This is a genomic window from Micromonospora sp. WMMC241 (genome assembly GCF_027460165.1).
GTDB classification, from domain to species: Bacteria; Actinomycetota; Actinomycetes; order Mycobacteriales; family Micromonosporaceae; genus Micromonospora; species Micromonospora humi.
The window spans coordinates 3270305-3288448 of record NZ_JAPZBF010000001.1; the positions used below are offsets into that span (position 1 = coordinate 3270305).

Sequence of the window (18144 nt, forward strand, 5' to 3'; positions counted from 1 at the left end):
CGCCCCCGACGCGACTCCCTCCGCACCACCGCCGTCCCCCTCTCTACGCGAGGAGATCGACATGCGCAGTGCGAACAAGCCGGACGACGGCGCCGACCGCCGTCTCCCCGAGCAGCTCCCGCTCTTCGACCCCACGCACCCGCCGACGCCCTTGGGCACCTACCCGACCACCGTCTACCGGCTCGCCGTGCCGTCCACCGCCGACGGCCTCGCCTCCGCGCTCAACGTCGACTACCTGCGGCGGCACGGCTTCGAGCCGGCGCCGCACCGGGTCGCCGACGTGCCGGCGCTGCTGGTGCACGGCAGCGCGCCGCGCGCCCGGGCCGAGTGGTGCGACATCCTGTCCGGGCTCGTCGGCGTGGACGTGGCCCTCGGCTACCGCAGCGGCGGCGGCGCGCTGCTGCTGGCCGTCGACGACCGGGCGTACGCCCTGACCTTCGGCACGCTGGGCCGGTTCATGGTCGAGCAGGAGAAGGTGGATCCCACGTTCGGCGTCCGCTTCGCGGTGCGGGCGCTCCGGCCCGACGACATCCGCCAGGTCCGCCGGCGGATGCTCGGCGCCAGCGGCCGGGTGGACCGCAGCCTCGTGCCGGGCGGCCAGCCCATCTGGCGGTACGGCATCGACAAGTGGGGCGAGATCGTCGGCCAGGTGTGCGGCCGCACCGACAACCCGCACCTGACCGCCTGCCGGACCTCCGGCGGTGCGGTAAAGGTCGAGGGCGGTGAGGCGCTGCGCATCCCGCTGGGCGTCACCCCGGAGCGTCTCCTGGCCGACCTGCGGGAGATCGATCGGGTGTGCCGGCAGGAGTCGCCTCCAGCGGATCTGGAGTTTATCGAGCAGATCCGGCCGCTGCGCTCCACCGACCCGCGTCAGGCGGCGCTGGCCGACGAGTTGGACCGGCGGCTGGCGCTGGCCGACCCGCCGGATCTCGGCGTCGCCGTGCCGGGCAGCCTCGTGGCCGACGTCGAACACGTCGTTTCGTACCGGATCCGGGTGCCCCGCACCGGCCGGCGCCCGACCCTGACCACGGAGCTGGACCTGGACGGCATCCTCGCGCACACCACCCGGGCGCTCGACGGCGACCGGTGGAACGGGCTGCGGAACGGGACGCTGACGCTCTACGCCGACGCCGCCGGCACCGAGGAGATGGCGTCGACGCCGGTGTCCCGCTGGCTCACCGCCGAGGTGGCGCTCGACGCGAGCCACGTGCTGCTGCACGAGGGCCGTTGGTACGAGATCGGCGACCGGCACCGGGAGTTCCTGCGCGAGGAGATCAGCCGCATCCTGGACCGTCCGTCGAGCATCGCGCTCCCGCCCTGGACCGCGCACCTGCCGAACGAGGACGCCTACAACAGGGAGGCCGCCAAGCGTGACCCCGGGCTGGTGCTGCTGGACAAGAAGCTCGTCCGGACCCGCCAGCACCCGCGCGGCATCGAGGCGTGCGACCTGCTCGGCCCGAACGGCGAGCTGATCCACGTCAAGCGGGCCTCCGGCAGCTCCCCGCTCAGCCACCTCTTCGCCCAGGGCGTCACCTCGTACGACGCGCTGCGCTACGACGCCCAGGCGCGCACCCGGTTCCGTGACCTCGTCCGCGCCCAGCCCGGCGGGCCGGACCTGCCCGACGACTTCCGCCCGCGCACCGTCGTCTACGCCATCGCGCTGAGCGCCGGCCGCGCACTCACCGTGGACTCGCTCTTCACCTTCGCCCAGGTCGCGCTCTACCAGGCGGTGAAGACGCTGCGCGCCGAAGGCGTCGACGTCGAGATCGTCGCCATCCCACCCGCCTGACGCGTACCGCTCCCGAACCGGCCGCCCGGCGTATCACGCCGGGCCGGTCGCCCCTGCCCGCAGACATCCCGAGGAGGCACCCGTGCGCCCCGACGAGTTCCGCCAGGCCCTGGACCTGCTCCCCGCTGCCCTGCAAGCCCGCGTCCTCCCGCTGCGCCGCCACGTCTTCCGCACCGACTGCCCCCGGTGCCGGAGCATCGGCGACACGGTCGCCCTCGCGCTCACCGCGGCCCACTACGACCAGCTCACCTCGGCCGGTCAGCTTCTCGACAACGCGGTCCGGCTGGCCGCCGACCACGGCGCCGCCTGCCGGCCCCGACCCGACCAGGAACGGGGACGCGGCGAGATCGGGCAGCGGACCAGCGCCTCCCCACCGGTCGTCGCGGGCTGGAAAGGCCGCGCCGGGCACCCGGGCGGCGCGTTCCGGCGCGACGGACACGTCAGCCTCACCGGCTGATGCGGCTACCCGCCGAGCACCCGTGCCGCCTCACCGCGCACGGCCACCGACGCGGCCGGCGACCACGTGGCGAACAACTCCCGCAGGTACGCCAGATGCGCGTCGGACACCGATGCCAGGTGCTGCACCACGTCCAACTCGTTGACGATGCTCAGGTCGACGAGCGGGGTCACCTGGTCGGCGCGGACACTCACCGCCCGTCCGGCGAAGCGGTCGTGCACCGTGCCGGTGGCGGCGAGCATCGGCCAGGAACGCTTCCGGTCGCACGCGCCGTAGAGGTGGACGAGGTCCTCGGCGTCGGCCCCGATCAGGGCGCGCAGCGGGCCCCGGTCGGTGTGGTCGAGGAGCACGACGTCGAAGCCGTCGGTGCCGTACGCCGCGTGCGTCAGCCCGGCCAGCTGCACGTCCGGGCTCTGGCCCAGCTCGGCAAGGCGTTGCCGCACCCGGCGCAGGTGGGCGTAGAGGGTGCCGCCGGGATGCGCGATGGTCTCGGCGCCGCGGTCGCGGAGCCAGGCGTACACATCGACGTCAGCGCTCATGATTCCGACCCTAGGCGCGGAAAAGCCCGTCGCATGTGCGCAGTTCGTCACAGAACGCTTGCCTCACGGCTTGGCCGCGGAGTTGGCTCGACGCATGGCTCGCATCGCGTACGACGACACCGACGCGGAGGCCTTCGCGGCGACGCGTCACCCGACCGACGACGGGTTCGCCGCCTGGCGCGACGCCGTCGCGCTGCACCTCGCCCCGGAAGCGGGCATGCGCCTGCTCGACCTGGGCGCCGGCACCGGCAGCTGGGCCCAGGCGTTCACCGCCTGGTTCCCGGGCCTGGAGGTCGTCGCCGTGGACCCGTCGGCGGCCATGCGCGACCGCTGCGTGTTCCGGCCCGTGCTCGCCGGTGACGCCACGCGCGTCCCGCTCGACGATGCCAGCGTGGACGGCGTGTGGCTCTCCACCGTCGTCCACCACGTGCCGGACCTGGCCGCCGCGGCGCGGGAGCTGCGTCGGGTGGTGCGGCCGGGCGGCCCGGTGCTGATCCGGTCGGCGTTCGCCGGCCGACACGAGGCGATCACCCTGTTCCGTTACTTCCCGGAGGCGGTACGCGTGCTCGACTCCTATCCCTCGATCGCCGACGTCGAGGCGGCGTTCGCCGACGCCGGTTTCGCCACCGCCGCGGTCGAGCCGGTTCCGCAGGTCACCGCGGGGTCGCTGCGGGAGGCGGCGGCCGGCCTGCGACGGGAGGCGCACACCCCGCTGCAACTGATCAGCGACGACGAGTACGCGGCAGGCGTCGCGCGCCTCCGCGAGGCGGCACGTGTCACCACCGGCCCTGTCGTCGACGCGCTTGACCTGCTCGTCCTGCGCTGATCAGCCGGTTAGGGTGGGCCATGCGCCATCGCATGTGGACGGTGATCGGCGCGCCGTCGAGCGCCGGCGCCCACACCCCCGGTGTCGAGCGCGCCCCGGCCGCCCTGCGCGCCGCCGGCCTGGTCGACCTGATCAGGCAGCACACCCCCGTCGAGGACGCCGGTGACATCCGAGAGTTCCGGTGGCGGCCGGATCCGGCGTACCCCCGGGGTCAGAACGCGGGCGCGGTGGCCGCGGTGGCGTCGGAGGTGGCCGAGCTCGTCGCGGCGGCGGTGGCCGGCGGGCGCACGCCGCTGGTGCTCGGCGGCGACTGCACCGTCACGATCGGTCTGGTCGCCGGGCACGCGCGGGCCGGCCGGTCACCCGCGCTGGTTTACGTGGACGGCGGTCCGGATCTCTACACGCCGGCGACCCGGCCGAACGGCAACCTGGACGCCACAGGGTTAGCGCACCTGCTCGGTCTGCCCGGAACGCTGCCCGAGGTGACGGGCGTCGGCCCGGCCGTGCCGCTGCTGACACCCGACCGGGTGGTGGTGTACGGCGATTCACTGCCCCGGGGTGACCACGAGCGGGAGTTGGTGGCGCAGCTGGGGCTCGCCTACGTGCCGGCCGACGAGGTGCACGCCGACCCGGTCGCGGCGGCGCGCCGGGCCCGAGCCACGGCGGAGGCCGCCGCCGAGACGTTCGTGGTGCACTTCGACGTGGACGTGCTGCGCTTCGTGGACGCACCGCTGGCCGACTTGCCGGAGCCGTTCGGGCTGAGTCTCGCCGAGGCGGCCACGACGCTGGCGGAGCTGGTGGCGAGCCCGCGGTTCGCCGGGCTGTCAGTGACCGAGATCAACCCGGATCACCTGCCGGACGGCGAGGTGCTCCCCCGGTTCGTGCGGGAGCTGGCCGGAGCGTTGAGGGCAGCGGGCTGAGTCTCGGCCAGGTGCATCGGCAGCACCTTCGCGGCGCTGACCGCCAGCTCCCGGTCGAGGACCTCGTCGCGGGGCACGAAGACCATCGCCTGCCCTTCGCCTAGCACCACGTCCTCCTGCCGGGCGTCGGTGTCGCCGCGGAAGATGTACACGGTGACGGTGTGCGGGAAGCCCTCCTCGTGGGGGCGCGGGCCGCTCCAGAACAGGTGCAGCTCGCCGGCGGTCAGGCCGGTCTCCTCGAGCAGTTCGCGGCGGGCGGCCTGCTCGGGCGTCTCACCGGGCTCGATGCTGCCGCCGGGCAGGCTCCACTGGTGCGGTGAGACGGGCGCGTTGCCGTCCCGGTGCTGCATGAGGATCGCGCCGGTCCGGTCGACGAGCAGGACGAGGGCTACGTCGTAGAAGGCCACGGCCCGAGCATGCCACACCACGCCTTTTGCCTCAGCGAGACAGAAGTCGAGACGAGAACAGCGAAAGTCATGGACACATCGACATGTCTTTTGTAGCGTCGGGCGCAGGCCGGCCGAGAGGAGAACCGTCATGTGTTACGGATTCGACGGGGAGGGCGCGCTACGTCGCTCGCTCGACCGGCGCAACCTGCTGCGCGGCTCGCTGGCGGCGCTCGCCGGTGTCGGGCTGGCCAGCGGGCTCGGCGCGACCGCGGCCCAGGCCGGCGGCGGGCACCACCACGGCCGGCGGCACGTGCCGAAGGAGCTGATCAGCCTCCAGCTCTGGACCGTCCGCGACGCGCTCAACGGCCCACCCGGCTACGACGCGACGCTTGCCCACCTGGCCCGGATCGGCTACCCCCGGGTCGAGCTGGCGCTGGGCTACTTCGGCCGCACCGCCGGGCAGCTGCGCCGGTTCCTCGACGGCATCGGCATCAGGGCCAGCTCCAGCCACGACGGGATCGCCGCCGACGCCGCCGGGCTGGAACAGAAGATCGCGAACGCCCGTACGCTGGGCCAGCGGTTCATGGTGGTGCCCTACCTGAACTCCGACCGCGAGGACGACTGGAAGCGCTGGGCGGAGCAGATGAACGTCGAGGCCGCCGCCGCGCGCCGGGCCGGCCTGCGCTACGGCTACCACAACCACGCGCACGAGTTCACCATCGACTTCGGCAACGGCCGGCGCCCGTGGGACGTGCTCACCGAGGAGTTGGACCCCCGGCTCGTGCACCTGGAGATCGACATCTACTGGGCGGTCACCGGCGGCATCAACTCCGGCGACGGCGTGCGGGACCCGGAGGGCTTCACGCTCGACGTCATCCGCTCCGCGCCGCAGCGGGTGCTGCAATACCACGTCAAGGACCGCGACCCGGCCACCGGCGACATGGCCGACCTGGGCACCGGCATGATCGACTTCGCCCGGATCTTCCGCCGGCACCCGGTGCTGGAGTACATCGTGGAGAACGACACCCCGGACGTGACCCCGCAGCAGACCGCCGCCGTCGGCTACCGCTACCTGCGCCGCCTGACCTACTGACGCGGCGTCCGCGCGTGGGGCCCCACGGCCGCCGTCGGACGTGGCAGGCTCGGGTCGTGGTCACGCACCGACCGAGGGGGTACGCGATGACCGACGAGCCGGACGTCGTCCACTACGACCGCCTCTACCGCGACACCAGCGACACCGGGCGCCCGCCGTGGGAGATCGGCGGCCCGCAGCCGGCGCTCGCCGCGGTGCTCGACACCGGGGTACGCGGCCCGCGCGTGCTCGACGTCGGCTGCGGCACCGGTGAGCTGGCCCTGGCGCTGGCCCGCCTCGGCCACGACGTGACCGGCGTCGACCTGTCGCCGGTGGCGATCGCGCTGGCCCGGGCCAAGGCCGCCGCGGCCGGCCTGACCGTGCGCTTCGAGGTGCACGACGCCACCCGCCTGCCGGTGCCGCCCACGCCGTACGACTCGGTGTTCGACTCCGGGCTGCTGCACACGCTGGACCGGCGCGGGGCCGCGGTCGGCGACTACCTGGCCCTGCTGCCGCGCCTGACCGCGCCCGGCGGAACCGTGTTCGTGCTGGCCGTGTCGCCGGAGGCGGGCGGCGGCTGGGGCCTGGACGCCGACGCACTGCGGTCGGCGTTCCCCGACCCGACCTGGACGCACACCACGGTCGAGCCGATCGACGTGCTGGCCCGGGTCGACACCGAGGACCTCCGCCTCCCCGGCCACCTGCTGCGGACCACCCGCCGACGCTGAGCGGGTCCCGTGGTGGTCAGCGGCGCCAGTGCTGGCGTGGGGCGTAACCCTCGCGGCGTAGCCAGTGTTCGGTGTAGACGATCCGCTCCGCCTCGACGAGCACGAGCGTCTCCTGGGGCGGCTCGGCCAACGACCGGCCCCGCTCGGCGTGCTCGTTCTGCCAGCGGAAGGCCGACCAGTGGTGCGCGTGGTCCGGGTGGTCCGGGGCGAGCACCCGGGCGGCGCCGAACACCTGGGCGCCGCGGCTGCTGGCCAGCCCGACCAGCGGCGCGAAGACGCCGACGGACACCCGCGGGTCGGCGGCGATGTTGCGCATCTTCGGTGAGCGCGGCGCGGCGGTGAACATCAGCGTGAAGCCGAGCGAGTAGTAGCGCACCGGGGTGGCCAGCGGCCCGTCCGGCCCAGCGGTGGCGAGGACGCACATGTTCTGCGACGACAGCAGGTTGAGGATGCGTTCCTCGAGGCGTTCCCGGTCCAGCTTCCGCGTCGGCGTCGGCCCGGCCAGCCACGGATTCGTCAACGGCACGCGGCGTCCTCGATCATGGCGGCACCCTACCGGGCCGGCGGCTCCCCGGTGAGTCTGGTGCGGACGGCGGAGAGGTGGGCGGCGGCCACACCGGAGCCGAGCAGGTAGTCGGTGACGCCGCCGTAGCGCGTGTGCAGGTGGTCCCACGTGTTGGTGATCATGAAGGCCGGGGCGTTCTCGGTGAGCGCGTAGTCGGCGGCGATGGCCGACACCGGCACGCCCGCGATGTGCAGCGCGAGCGCCACCAGCACGCCGGTGCGGTCCCGGCCACCGTGGCAGTGCACCACCACCGCGCCGGGTGGCGCGTCCGCGATCGCGGTGAACGCGGCGGCCAGGCGCTCCCGGCTGGCATCGACGAGCAACCGGTAGCTGTCCGGCGGGATGTCCTCGTCGCCGGTCGGGTCGAAGCAGGCCGGCACGAGCCGGTAGCGGGAGTCGGCGGCCAGCGGGCTGGGGTCCGCCTCCGCCTCCGACCGCCACCGCAGGTCGAGCACGCGGCTGACGCCGTACGAGCGGAGGGCGGCGAGTCCGGCGGCGCCGAGCCGACGGTGGTTGTCGGTGCGGACGAGCGCCCGCTGGCGGATCCGACCGCCACCGGCGGTCGGGAGGCCGCCCACGTCGCGCGCGTTGCGCAGGTCGGGCCAGGTCAGGCGGGGCACGAATCGAGCGTACGCCCGGGGTCAGGCGCGGGCGAGCACGTCCACGGCCAGCTCCCGCACCACCGACTCGTCCACGTCCACGCCGAGGCCCGGGCCGGTGGGCACGGTCGCCACGCCGTCGTGGATCCGCACCGTCTCCCCGGTGGCGTAGGACGAGGTGAGGAACTGCCGGCCGTTGAGGTCGACCGGGGTCTCGATGCCGTACGCGGCGAACAGGTGCAGCGAGGCGGCGAGGCCGAGGTCGGAGTCGGTGAGCCCGGAGCCCATCAGCCGCACCCCGGCGTCCTCGGCGAGCGCGCACAGCCGCCGCGACAGGGTCAGCCCGCCGCTGCGCTGCACCTTGGCGATGGCCACGTCGACGGCGTCGAGCTTGACGAAGGTGGCCAGGTCGCTGGGGTGGCGCAGGCTCTCGTCGAGCGCGACCGGCACCGGCGACGCGGCGCGCAGCCGGCGCAGCCCGGCGACGTCGTTGGCCGGCAGCGGCTGCTCGAACGCGGTGACGTCGAGGTCGGCCAGGCGGCGGGCCATCCGCAGCGCGGCGTCGCAGGTGTACGCCTGGTTGGCGTCGACCCAGAGCGCCGCGTCGGGGGCGGCGTCGCGCACCGCGCGGACCACTGCGGCGTCCTCGGCCTCGGTGTGCAGGCCGACCTTGACCTTGAACGCCCGGTAGCCGAGCGCGCGTCCCTCGGCGACCGCGTCGGCGACCTCGGCGGCGCTCTGCCCGGCGACGATCCAGCCCAGGTCGACGGTGTCGCGGCGGCGTTGTCCCCAGAGCACGCCGACGGAGACGCCGAGGGCGCGGCCGAGCAGGTCGTGCAGCGCGATGTCGACGGCGGCCTTGGCCAGCGGCGCGCCGATGGTGAAGCCGCGGTTGATGGCTCGGTCGAAGGCGGTGGTGACGCCGTCGAGGTCCCAGGCGGGGCGGCCGAGGATGGCCGGGGCGAGGTAGCGGTCGATCGTGGTGACGATGGACTCGGCGGTCTCGTAGGTCCAGGCGGGGATCGGGGTGGCCTCGCCCCAGCCGGTGATGCCGTCCGCGCTCACCTTGGTCAGCACCCGGATGCTCGGGGTGCCGGCGACGGCGACGGCGCCGCCGGAGACGCCGAACGAGCGGATGGTGGGCAGCGCGACCGCGTACGTCTCGACGCGGTCGACGGTGAGGCCGGCGAGCGTGGTCACGAGCCCACCTTGGCGGTGCTGGCGCGTACGACGACCTCGCCGGTCAGGCGCACGATCCGCCGCCGGCTGCCGGTGTTCTCGGTGAGCGCCAACTCCATGACCTTCTCGCCGATCTCGCGCAGCGGCAGCGCCACGGTGGTCAGCGGCGGGGTGAGGTCGCGGACGATCGGGATGTCGTCGAAGCCGGCGACGGAGACGTCACCGGGCACGGAGAGCCCGCGGTCGCGTAGCGCCGCGTACGCGCCGATGGCCATCACGTCGGTCAGCGCGAACACGCAGGTGGCGTCGAGGCCGCGGTCGAGCAGTTCGGTCATCGCCTGATAGCCGCCGTCGCGGGTGAACGGCCCCTCGACCACTTCGGCCGGGTCGAGCGGGACGCCGGCGGCGGCGAGTTCGTCGCGGAAACCGCCGAGGCGGTCGATGACGGTGGTGAGCGCGCGGGGGCCGGAGAGCACCGCGAAGCGGCGGTGGCCGAGTTCCAGCAGGGCGCGGGCCATGGCGGCGGCGCCGGCGCGGTTCTCCGGCAGCACGCTGTCGACCTTGAGGCTGCGGTGCCGGCTGACCACGGCGACCTTCCCGCCGCCGTCGAGGTAGGGCTTCAGCTCGGCCTCCATGGCCCGCTCCCAGCGGGTGTCCTCGAAGCCGGAGCCGATGAGCAGGATGGCCGGGGCGCGTTCGGCGCGCAGCATGGACACGTAGGCGATCTCGCGTTCCGGATCGCGGAACGTGCTGGCGAGCATGACCAGCAGGTCGTTGGCGCCGGCGACGCGCATGACGCCGCCGGCGATGGCGGCGAAGTAGGGGTCGGTGACGTCGTGGCAGATGACGCCGACGGTGCGGTGGGAGGCGCCGGCGAGCGCGCGGGCGTGCGCGTTCGGGGTGTAGGCGAGCTGCGCGGCGGCGGCGAGGACGCGGTCGCGCAGGTGCGGGGTGACGCGCATGCCGTTGAGCGCGCGGGAGGCCGTGGCCAGCGAGACGTCGGCGGCTCTGGCCACGTCTTCCAGGGTCACGTGCGTCCGTGGCTGCATCGATTTTCCCCCTGCGGAACGTCTTGACCGGCCTGTTTCTGCGTGGTTACCGTAGCATCCTGAAAGCGCTTACTGAAAGCGCATTCAGGGCCGCATCCCCGACCTCACCGGGGATCGTCGGCTCCTTGGAGAACGGAGGGTCATGGCCGCGCAGAGCACCATCGAGCAGCCCGGACGGACCAGCCCGCCCGACCGCCCCACGCCGGCCGCCCGCCGACCGGGCCGGCCCGGCGCCGCCGCGCTCCGGTTCGCCTCTCGCACCTGGCGGCCGGCCGCGGTCCTCGCCGGCATCCTCGCGCTCTGGTGGGTGGTCACCGCCGCCGAGCTGGTCAAGCCGTACCTGGTCCCGTCGCCGTCCGCCACGCTCGACGTGGTGCGGGCCCAGCCGGGCTACTTCGCCCACCACACCTGGATCACCACCTACGAGACCGTGCTCGGCTTCGTCATCGCGATCGCCGTCGGCGTGCTGTCGGCGGTGGTGATGGTCTACTCCCCCACGGTCGAGAAGAGCCTCTACCCGCTGCTGCTGTTCGCCCAGGTCATCCCGAAGATCGCCATCGCGCCGCTGTTCGTCGTGTGGCTCGGCTTCGGGCTGTCGCCGAAGGTGGTCGTCGCGGTCCTGATGGCGTTCTTCCCGATCGTCATCTCCACCGTCACCGGCCTGAAGTCGATCGACCCGGAGATGCTGCAACTGTCCGCCACCATGGGCGCCGGGCCGGCGCAGACGTTCCGCAAGATCCGCTTCCCGGCCGCCCTGCCGCACCTGTTCGCCGGCCTCAAGGTCGCCGCCACGATGGCCGTCACCGGCGCCGTGGTCGGCGAGTTCGTCGGCGCCAACGAGGGCCTCGGCTACGTGATCCTGCAGGCCAACGGCAACCTCGACACCCCGACGCTGTTCGCCGGGCTGGTCGTCATGTCGCTGCTCGGCGTCGTCCTGTTCGTCGTCGTCGAACTGCTCGAACACCTCCTGCTGCCGTGGCACGCCAGCCGCCGCACCGACGCCACCACCACAACGATGTGAAACGGAGCCATCCGCAGATGAAGAAGCGTTTCCTCACCGCCGCGCTGCTGCCGGCGTTCCTCATCTCCGTCACCGCCTGCGGCTCGTCGGGCGGGGGCGAGCAGGCCAAGTCCGCCGACGGCAAGGACAAGGTCACCCTGACGCTCAACTGGTACCCGTACGGCGAGCACGCCCCGTTCTACCTGGGCCAGAAGAAGGACATCTTCGCCAAGCACGGCATCGACCTGACCATCAACGCCGGGCAGGGCTCGCAGAAGACCGTCCAGGCCACCGCCGCCGGGCAGACCGACTTCGGCTGGGCCGACACCCCGGCGCTGCTCTCCGCGGTCGGCCAGGGCATGGACGTCAAGAGCGTCGGCGTCTTCCTGCAGACCACCCCGTCGTCGGTGCAGTTCTTCAGCGACAAGAACATCAACGCCCCGGCCGACCTCAAGGGCAAGACCATCGCCTCCACCGCCGGCGACGCGCTGAGCAAGACCTTCCCGGCGTTCCTGAAGGCCAACGGGCTCGCCGCCGGCGACGTGACGCTGCAGAACACCGACCCCGCCGGCAAGATGGCCGCGGTCATGTCGGGCAAGACCGACGCGCTGCTCGGCTTCGCCAGCGACCAGGGCCCGACCATGCAGGAGAAGGCCGGCAAGCAGGTGTCGTACCTGAAGTTCGCCGAGCACGGGCTCAACTTCTACAGCAACGGCCTGATCGCCTCCACCGACACCATCAAGAACAAGCAGGACCTGGTGAAGCGGATGGTCACCGCCAGCAGCGAGGCGTGGACCGCCGCCCAGGCCGACCCGGCCGCCGCGGTCGCGGCGATGGCCGGCGCCTCCCAGCAACTGCCCTCGGAGAAGGTGCTCACCGACCAGTTCAACGCCACCCTGCAACTGCTGCACACCGACGCCACGAAGGCCATGGCGCCGGGCGTCAACGACGAGGCCGACTGGCAGAAGACCATCACCGTCTTCGCCGACTCCGGCGTGATCACCAAGGCGGAGCCGCCCGCGTCCTACTGGGACGCGAGCTTCGCCCCGAAGGGATGAGCGCGATGACGGTCGGCAACCCCACCACCGACGCCGCCCCGGACGCCACGGCGACCGGCGCCGCGGTCGAGATCGACCAGGTGGCGGTCCGCTTCCGCACCAAGAAGAAGGACACCACCGCGCTGCGCGACGTGACGCTGCGCATCGCCCCCGGCGAGTTCGTGGCCATCGTCGGCGCCTCCGGCTGCGGCAAGTCGACGCTGCTGAAGCTGGTGTCCGGGCTGCTGCGCCCGTCGTCCGGCCAGGTCCGCCTGGACGGCGAGGACGTCCGCGGGCCGCGCCGCGACATCGGGTACGTCTTCCAGCGCGCCGCGCTGCTGGAGTGGCGCAGCGCCCGGCGCAACATCCTGCTCCAGGCGGAGATGCGGCGCCTGCCCAAGGCGCAGGCCCGCGCCCGGGTCGACGAGCTGATCGCGATGACCGGGCTGACCGGCTTCGAGGACGCGTACCCGAACGAGCTGTCCGGTGGGATGCAGCAGCGCGTGGCGCTGTGCCGCGCGCTGCTGCACCGGCCCCCGGTGCTGTTGATGGACGAGCCGTTCGGGGCGCTCGACGCGCTCACCCGGGAACAGATGAACGTCGAGCTGCGGCGCATCTGGCGGGAGACCGGCACCACCGTCCTGCTCGTCACCCACTCCATCGCCGAGGCCGTCTACCTCGCCGACCGGGTGATCGTCATGACCCCTCGACCCGGCACCGTCGCCGAGGTCATCGACGTCGACCTGCCCGCGGAGCGCGACTACGGCCGGACCATGTCCGACCCGGTCTTCGCCCGCGTCACGGGCCGCATCCGCGACCTGCTGGGCGCGACGACGTCCGCCGACTGAGCACTGGGAAGGACACACACGTGGAGCGCACGTCTATCGGGATCATCCTCAACGGCGTGACCGGACGGATGGGCTACCGGCAACATCTCGTCCGGTCCCTGCTCGCGATCCGCGAGCAGGGCGGACTGCCCGCGGCCGACGGCAGCCGCATCTGGCCGGAGCTGACCCTGGTGGGCCGCAACGAGGCCAGACTCGCCGAGATCGCCGCCCGGCACGGGCTGACCTCCTACACCACCGACCTGGACGCGGCGCTCGCCGACGACGCCCACCAGATCTACTTCGACGCGCAGGTCACCGCCCAGCGGGAGAAGGCGATCCGGGCGGCGATCGAGGCCGGCAGGCACATCTACACCGAGAAGCCGCTCGCCGAAGGGCTGGCCGGGTCGCTGGAGCTGGCCCGCCTCGCCGCCGCCCGGGGCGTGAAGAACGGCGTGGTGCAGGACAAGCTGTTCCTGCCCGGCCTGCGCAAGCTCAAGCGGCTGGTCGACGGCGGGTTCTTCGGCCGGATCCTGTCGGTGCGCGGCGAGTTCGGCTACTGGGTGTTCGAGGGCGACTGGCAGGACGCGCAACGGCCGAGCTGGAACTACCGCGCCGAGGACGGCGGCGGCATCACCGTCGACATGTTCCCGCACTGGCACTACGTGCTGGAGCAGATCTTCGGCAAGGTCACCGCCGTCACCGCGGTCACCGCCACGCACATCCCCGAGCGCGTCGACGAGAACGGCGCCACCTACCCGGCCACGGCCGACGACGCCGCGTACGGCATCTTCGAACTGGCCGGCGGCGTCATCGCCCAGATCAACTCCTCCTGGGCGGTCCGGGTCTACCGCGACGAGCTGGTCGAGTTCCAGGTCGACGGCACCCACGGCAGCGCGGTCGCCGGGCTGCGCGACTGCCGCATCCAGCACCGGGGCGCCACCCCGATGCCGGTGTGGAACCCGGACCTGCCGGTCACCGAGCCGTTCCGGGCGCAGTGGCAGACGGTGCCGGACAACGCCGACTACGACAACGGGTTCAAGGTGCAGTGGGAGGCGTTCCTGCGACACGTCGTCGACGGCGACCCGTTCCCGTGGGACTTCCTGGCCGGCGTGCGCGGCGTGCAGCTCGCCGAGGCCGGGCTGCGCTCCGCCCGCGAGGGCCGCCGCGTCGAGATCGAGGAGATCGACAGGTGACCGCACGGATCACAGTGCCCACCCCCGGCGGCGGCGTCGAGACGCTGACCCTGCGCGAGCCGGCCGGCTGGCAGCGGCCGGCCGCGCCGCCGACCAGCCGGATCGCGTACGCGGCGGCGCACGTGGTCGCCGACCCGTACGCCGACAACGCGCCGGACGCCCCGGCGGGGCTGGACTGGGACGCCACGCTCGCGGTGCGGCGCGACCTCTGGTCCTGGGGGCTCGGCGTGGCCGAGGCGATGGACACCGCGCAGCGCGGCATGGGACTGGACTGGGCGGCCACCCGGGAGCTGATCCGGCGCAGCGCCGCCGAGGCCGCCGCCTGCGGTGGGCGCATCGTCGCCGGGGCGGCCACCGACCAGCTCACCGGCGTGCCCGACACGCTCGACGACGTCGTCGCCGCGTACGCCGAGCAGGTCGCGTTCGTGCAGGAGTGCGGCGCGGTCGCGGTGGTGATGGCCAGCCGGCACCTCGCCGCGCTCGCCACCGGCCCCGACGACTACCTGCGCGTCTATGAGCAGGTGCTGCGGGAAGCCGGCGCGCCGGTGGTGCTGCACTGGCTCGGCGACATGTTCGACCCGGCCCTCGCCGGCTACTGGGGCTCGACCGACCTGGACGACGCCACCAAGACGTTCGTCGCGCTGGTGCACGCGCACGCCGACGTCATCGACGGGGTGAAGGTGTCGCTGCTGGACGCCGGCCGGGAGGTGCGGCTGCGCGAGCTGCTGCCGCCGACCGTGAAGGTCTACACCGGCGACGACTACCACTACCCCGAGCTGATCGCCGGCGACGGCGAACGGTCCAGCCACGCCCTGCTCGGCGCGTTCGCGGCCATCGCACCGGCCGCGTCGGCGGCGCTGCGACGTCTCGACGCCGGCGACCCGGCCGGCTTCCGGGCGATCCTCGACCCGACCGTGCCGCTGTCCCGGCACGTCTTCGCCCCACCCACCCGCTACTACAAGACCGGTATCGCGTTCCTGGCCTGGCTCAACGGCCGGCAGCCCGGCTTCACCATGGTCGGCGGCCTGCACGGCGGGCGCAGCGTCCCGCACCTGGTCGAGGTGTTCCGGCTGGCCGACGCCGCCGGGCTGCTGCTCGACCCGGACCTGGCCGCCGCCCGGATGCGCGGCTACCTGACCGTGGCGGGGGTGACCGGATGACCGCCGACCCGCGGCTGGCGAAGCTGTCGCTCAACCAGCGCACCACGCAACGCTGGACGGTCCGGGAAGCGGTCGACGGCTGCGTACGCGCCGGGATCGGCGCGATCGGGCTGTGGCGCGAACCGGTCGCCGAGGTCGGCGTACCGGCCGCGGCGAAACTCGTCGCCGACGCCGGGCTGCGGGTGTCGTCGCTGTGCCGGGGCGGGTTCCTCACCGCCGCCGACGAGCGCGCGCGGGCCGAGGCGCTGGCCGACAACCGGCGGGCGATCGACGAGGCCGCCGGGCTGGGCACCGACTGCCTGGTGCTCGTCGTCGGCGGACTGCCGCCCGGCTCCCGCGACCTGGCCGGCGCGCGGCAGCGCGTCGCCGACGCGCTCGCCGAACTTGCCCCGTACGCGGGCGAGCGCGGCGTGCGCCTGGCGCTGGAGCCGCTGCACCCGATGTACTGCGCCGACCGGGCGGTGCTGTCCACGCTCGGGCAGGCCCTCGACCTGGCCGAGGCGTTCCCGGTGCAGCAGGTCGGCGTCGTGGTGGACACGTTCCACGTCTGGTGGGACCCGGACGTGTGGCGGCAGATCGCCCGCGCCGGGGCGCGGATCGCCAGCTTCCAGGTCTGCGACTTCCTCACCCCGCTCCCGGCCGACGTGCTGCTCGGCCGCGGGATGATGGGCGACGGGCACATCGACTTCCCGCCGCTGCGCCGCGCCGTGGAGGCGGCCGGATACACCGGGGACACCGAGGTGGAGATCTTCAACGCCGAGGTGTGGGCCACCGACCCGGACCGGGTGCTCGCCACCATGGCCGAGCGCTACGTCGAGCTGGTGCTGGCCGACTGATGCGGGTCGTCGTCGCGCCGGACTCGTTCAAGGGCTCACTGGACGCCCGCGACGCGGCCCGCGCCCTCGCGGACGGCTGGCGGGCCCGCCGGCCCGACGACGACGTACGGCTGCTTCCGCTCGCCGACGGCGGCGAGGGCACGCTCGACGCCTTCGCCGCCGCCCGGCCCGACGCGGGGTGGCACACCACCACCGTGCCCGGGCCGGACGGCCGCCCGGTCGACGCCGGCTGGCTGCTGCTGCCGGAGCACCGGGCCGTCGGGCCGGACCCGGGCTCCGGCACCGACGGGCGGCGCACCGCGGTGCTGGAGCTGGCCCGCTCCAGCGGCCTGCCGCTGCTGCGCGCGCCTGACCCCCGGCACGCCCACACCTACGGCCTGGGGGCGGTCGCCGCCGCCGCGCTCGACGCCGGGGCCACCGACCTCGTGATCGGTCTCGGCGGGTCGGCGAGCACCGACGGCGGCACCGGCGCGCTGCGCGCCCTCGGGCTGCGCCTGCGCGACCGCCGGGGCCGGGACCTGCCGCTCGGCGGCGCCGCGCTGGCCGACCTGGCCGACCTCGACCGCACCGGCCTGCGGCCCGCCCCGCCGGGCGGGGTGCGGCTGCTGGTCGACGTGACCGCGCCGCTGACCGGGCCGGCCGGCGCCGCCGCCGTCTTCGGCCCGCAGAAGGGCGCCGGCCCCGACGACGTGGCGGCGCTGGACGCCGCGCTGCGCCGCCTCGCCGAGCACGCCGGCGGCGACCCCGACCAGCCGGGCGCCGGCGCGGCCGGCGGCACCGGATACGGTCTCGCCGCGCTCTGGGCCGCGCGGATCGTGCCCGGCGCGGCGGCCGTCGCCGAACTGGCCGGCCTCGCCGACGCGCTGGCCGACGCCGACCTGGTGCTCACCGGCGAGGGCCGGTTCGACGAGACGTCGCTGGGCGGCAAGGTGGTGGGCACGCTGCTCGACACGGCAGCCGCCGCCGGCGTACCCGTGCAGGTCGTCGCCGGTCAGCTGGGCGCGACGCCCCCGGACGCGGTGACGGCGGCGGTGTCGCTGGTGGAGCTGGCCGGGTCGGTGGAGTCGGCGCTGGCCGAGCCGGGCCGGTGGTTGCGCGCGGCCGGCGACCGGCTCGCCGGCGCCGCCACGGCGAGGTGACCGCCCGCTCAGCCCGCCAGGTCGGTACAGCGCACGACCGTCGCATCGTCCGGCGCTGCGCCCGCACCGGACTCCTCGGCCCGCCGGACGCGACGCACGACGCCAGCCGGCCCCTCGGAGCGCAGCACGTCCCGCACACCGGCCCAGTCGAGGAGGCCGTACGGGTCGACCAGGCGGGCCGCGCCGTTGCTGAGCAACGCGACGTCGGGGACCCCTCGGACGGGAAGGTCACCGGTCACCGCCTCGGCCGCCGCGTGCGGGTCGTCCTTGGCGAGCCAGTAGCCGCCCGGCTGGTTGCGACGCGCCCGCAACGCCTCGACGCAGCGGGCGTACACCCGGTCGTACTCGGGAGTGCCCGCCGGCACCCCGTCCAGCGGCGCCGCGCAGGCCCGCCGGGCGGTGACCTCCCGCACGTCCGTGACGACCCGTGGGGAGGCGCCGGCCCGATCGAGGAGAAGGTACGCGTCGGCGAGCAGCAGGTAGTCCAGCCGCCCACCATCGACGCGGATCATCGCCACGGTGGCCTGCGGGCCGGCGGGGTCGGCCGGGTGGCAGGTGTCGCGATGCGCGTCGGTCACCTCGTCGATCCCCTCGGCGAGGATCGTCGCGAGGTCGCGCCCGCCGTCGCGGAGCAGCCGGCCGAGCAGGGCCCCGCCGAGGCGGTGCGTGTACCAGGCCACGCCGTGGCGGCAGACCGCCTCCGTGCCCGGGATTCCGGCACCGTCCAGCAGCACGGCGGCGCCGGGCACCGCGCCGGCGAAATCCTCGTTCGGCCGACCGTCCCGGCCCGGGCTGGTCAGCATCTCGACGCGCACGGCTTCCTCCCCGCCCCCGGGACGC

20 protein-coding genes are annotated in these 18144 nt (G+C 74.1%); 13 read left to right on the top strand and 7 right to left on the bottom strand.

The genetic code is table 11. The features are described 5' to 3' along the window. The first annotated feature begins 61 nt into the window (after window positions 1-61). On the top strand, window positions 62-1789 hold the full coding sequence (locus O7598_RS15120; protein ID WP_269691987.1) for a DUF6119 family protein: 1728 nt from the start codon (window positions 62-64) through the stop codon (window positions 1787-1789). Window positions 1790-1871: 82 nt separating this feature from the next. Then, window positions 1872-2246, top strand: a complete 375-nt coding sequence (locus tag O7598_RS15125) for a hypothetical protein (RefSeq protein WP_269691988.1) — start codon at window positions 1872-1874, stop codon at window positions 2244-2246. 5 nt (window positions 2247-2251) lie between these two features. Here the strand turns inward: O7598_RS15125 and O7598_RS15130 are convergent, their stop codons facing one another. Beyond that, window positions 2252-2785, bottom strand: coding sequence for a DUF6817 domain-containing protein (locus O7598_RS15130; protein WP_269691989.1), 534 nt, complete (start codon window positions 2783-2785; stop codon window positions 2252-2254). Between the two features lie 94 nt (window positions 2786-2879). On the opposite strand from O7598_RS15130, the gene O7598_RS15135 reads away from it, so the two are divergent. Then, on the top strand, window positions 2880-3611 hold the full coding sequence (locus O7598_RS15135; protein WP_269691990.1) for a class I SAM-dependent methyltransferase: 732 nt from the start codon (window positions 2880-2882) through the stop codon (window positions 3609-3611). 20 nt (window positions 3612-3631) lie between these two features. Then, window positions 3632-4531 (top strand): arginase family protein, encoded by a 900-nt coding sequence (locus tag O7598_RS15140; protein ID WP_269691991.1) that lies wholly within the window; start codon window positions 3632-3634, stop codon window positions 4529-4531. Here O7598_RS15140 and O7598_RS15145 read toward each other — a convergent pair. Then, entirely contained in the window at window positions 4459-4938 is a 480-nt protein-coding gene (locus tag O7598_RS15145; protein WP_269691992.1) for an NUDIX hydrolase, read from the bottom strand. The genes O7598_RS15140 and O7598_RS15145 overlap by 73 nt on opposite strands. A 130-nt stretch (window positions 4939-5068) precedes the next feature. Between O7598_RS15145 and O7598_RS15150 the strand changes: the two genes are divergently transcribed. Together O7598_RS15150 and O7598_RS15155 are read left to right on the top strand one after the other, a co-directional pair. Continuing rightward, window positions 5069-6013 carry a sugar phosphate isomerase/epimerase family protein gene (locus O7598_RS15150; protein ID WP_269691993.1) on the top strand — a complete coding sequence of 315 codons (945 nt, stop codon included), beginning with the start codon at window positions 5069-5071 and terminating at the stop codon, window positions 6011-6013. Between the two features lie 86 nt (window positions 6014-6099). After that, the gene (locus O7598_RS15155) at window positions 6100-6720 is read left to right on the top strand and encodes a class I SAM-dependent methyltransferase (RefSeq protein ID WP_269691994.1); all 621 of its coding nucleotides are present in this window, start codon (window positions 6100-6102) and stop codon (window positions 6718-6720) included. A gap of 16 nt (window positions 6721-6736) precedes the next feature. On the opposite strand, the gene O7598_RS15160 is transcribed toward O7598_RS15155, so the two are convergent. Genes O7598_RS15160 through O7598_RS15175 form a run of 4 tightly spaced genes read right to left on the bottom strand, consistent with a single transcriptional unit; the run spans window position 6737 to window position 10079 of the window. After that, complete coding sequence (locus O7598_RS15160) at window positions 6737-7246, bottom strand: pyridoxamine 5'-phosphate oxidase family protein (RefSeq protein ID WP_269691995.1); 510 nt, start codon at window positions 7244-7246, stop codon at window positions 6737-6739. 26 nt (window positions 7247-7272) lie between these two features. Next, window positions 7273-7905, bottom strand: coding sequence for a tyrosine-protein phosphatase (locus tag O7598_RS15165; RefSeq protein WP_269691996.1), 633 nt, complete (start codon window positions 7903-7905; stop codon window positions 7273-7275). Between the two features lie 21 nt (window positions 7906-7926). Next, the gene (locus tag O7598_RS15170; protein WP_269691997.1) at window positions 7927-9084 is read right to left on the bottom strand and encodes a mandelate racemase/muconate lactonizing enzyme family protein; all 1158 of its coding nucleotides are present in this window, start codon (window positions 9082-9084) and stop codon (window positions 7927-7929) included. Continuing rightward, on the bottom strand, window positions 9081-10079 hold the full coding sequence (locus O7598_RS15175; RefSeq protein WP_269691998.1) for a LacI family DNA-binding transcriptional regulator: 999 nt from the start codon (window positions 10077-10079) through the stop codon (window positions 9081-9083). The genes O7598_RS15170 and O7598_RS15175 overlap by 4 nt, the downstream gene beginning before the upstream one ends. A gap of 175 nt (window positions 10080-10254) precedes the next feature. Here O7598_RS15175 and O7598_RS15180 point away from each other — a divergent pair, with 175 nt between their 5' ends. From O7598_RS15180 to O7598_RS15210, 7 genes are read left to right on the top strand one after another with little or no spacing between them, the layout of a single operon-like run. Then, window positions 10255-11133: an ABC transporter permease gene (locus tag O7598_RS15180; protein ID WP_269691999.1), complete on the top strand. Its 879-nt coding sequence runs from the start codon at window positions 10255-10257 to the stop codon at window positions 11131-11133. A gap of 17 nt (window positions 11134-11150) precedes the next feature. Further along, a complete protein-coding gene (locus tag O7598_RS15185) occupies window positions 11151-12170 on the top strand; it encodes an ABC transporter substrate-binding protein (RefSeq protein ID WP_269692000.1) in 1020 nt (339 codons plus the stop codon). A gap of 5 nt (window positions 12171-12175) precedes the next feature. Further along, window positions 12176-12997, top strand: a complete 822-nt coding sequence (locus O7598_RS15190; RefSeq protein WP_269692001.1) for an ABC transporter ATP-binding protein — start codon at window positions 12176-12178, stop codon at window positions 12995-12997. Between the two features lie 20 nt (window positions 12998-13017). Next, window positions 13018-14169: a Gfo/Idh/MocA family protein gene (locus tag O7598_RS15195; RefSeq protein ID WP_269692002.1), complete on the top strand. Its 1152-nt coding sequence runs from the start codon at window positions 13018-13020 to the stop codon at window positions 14167-14169. Continuing rightward, window positions 14166-15329 (top strand): dihydrodipicolinate synthase family protein, encoded by a 1164-nt coding sequence (locus O7598_RS15200; RefSeq protein ID WP_269692003.1) that lies wholly within the window; start codon window positions 14166-14168, stop codon window positions 15327-15329. Before O7598_RS15195 ends, O7598_RS15200 begins: the two co-directional genes overlap by 4 nt. Then, window positions 15326-16165 (top strand): sugar phosphate isomerase/epimerase family protein, encoded by an 840-nt coding sequence (locus O7598_RS15205; protein WP_269692004.1) that lies wholly within the window; start codon window positions 15326-15328, stop codon window positions 16163-16165. The genes O7598_RS15200 and O7598_RS15205 overlap by 4 nt, the downstream gene beginning before the upstream one ends. Continuing rightward, window positions 16165-17304, top strand: coding sequence for a glycerate kinase (locus tag O7598_RS15210; RefSeq protein ID WP_269692005.1), 1140 nt, complete (start codon window positions 16165-16167; stop codon window positions 17302-17304). The genes O7598_RS15205 and O7598_RS15210 overlap by 1 nt, the downstream gene beginning before the upstream one ends. Window positions 17305-17312: 8 nt before the next feature. Here the strand turns inward: O7598_RS15210 and O7598_RS15215 are convergent, their stop codons facing one another. Beyond that, a complete protein-coding gene (locus tag O7598_RS15215; RefSeq protein ID WP_269692006.1) occupies window positions 17313-18119 on the bottom strand; it encodes a hypothetical protein in 807 nt (268 codons plus the stop codon). Window positions 18120-18144 lie beyond the last annotated feature (25 nt).

Bases quoted from the DNA above. Each gene is read 5' to 3' on its own strand.
- O7598_RS15120 (WP_269691987.1), top strand. From the start codon at position 62: ATGCGCAGTGCGAACAAGCCGGACGACGGCGCCGACCGCCGTCTCCCC.
- O7598_RS15130 (WP_269691989.1), bottom strand. From the start codon at position 2,785: ATGAGCGCTGACGTCGATGTGTACGCCTGGCTCCGCGACCGCGGCGCC.
- O7598_RS15135 (WP_269691990.1), top strand. From the start codon at position 2,880: ATGGCTCGCATCGCGTACGACGACACCGACGCGGAGGCCTTCGCGGCG.
- O7598_RS15140 (WP_269691991.1), top strand. From the start codon at position 3,632: ATGCGCCATCGCATGTGGACGGTGATCGGCGCGCCGTCGAGCGCCGGC.
- O7598_RS15150 (WP_269691993.1), top strand. From the start codon at position 5,069: ATGTGTTACGGATTCGACGGGGAGGGCGCGCTACGTCGCTCGCTCGAC.
- O7598_RS15155 (WP_269691994.1), top strand. From the start codon at position 6,100: ATGACCGACGAGCCGGACGTCGTCCACTACGACCGCCTCTACCGCGAC.
- O7598_RS15180 (WP_269691999.1), top strand. From the start codon at position 10,255: ATGGCCGCGCAGAGCACCATCGAGCAGCCCGGACGGACCAGCCCGCCC.
- O7598_RS15185 (WP_269692000.1), top strand. From the start codon at position 11,151: ATGAAGAAGCGTTTCCTCACCGCCGCGCTGCTGCCGGCGTTCCTCATC.
- O7598_RS15190 (WP_269692001.1), top strand. From the start codon at position 12,176: ATGACGGTCGGCAACCCCACCACCGACGCCGCCCCGGACGCCACGGCG.
- O7598_RS15205 (WP_269692004.1), top strand. From the start codon at position 15,326: ATGACCGCCGACCCGCGGCTGGCGAAGCTGTCGCTCAACCAGCGCACC.
- O7598_RS15210 (WP_269692005.1), top strand. From the start codon at position 16,165: ATGCGGGTCGTCGTCGCGCCGGACTCGTTCAAGGGCTCACTGGACGCC.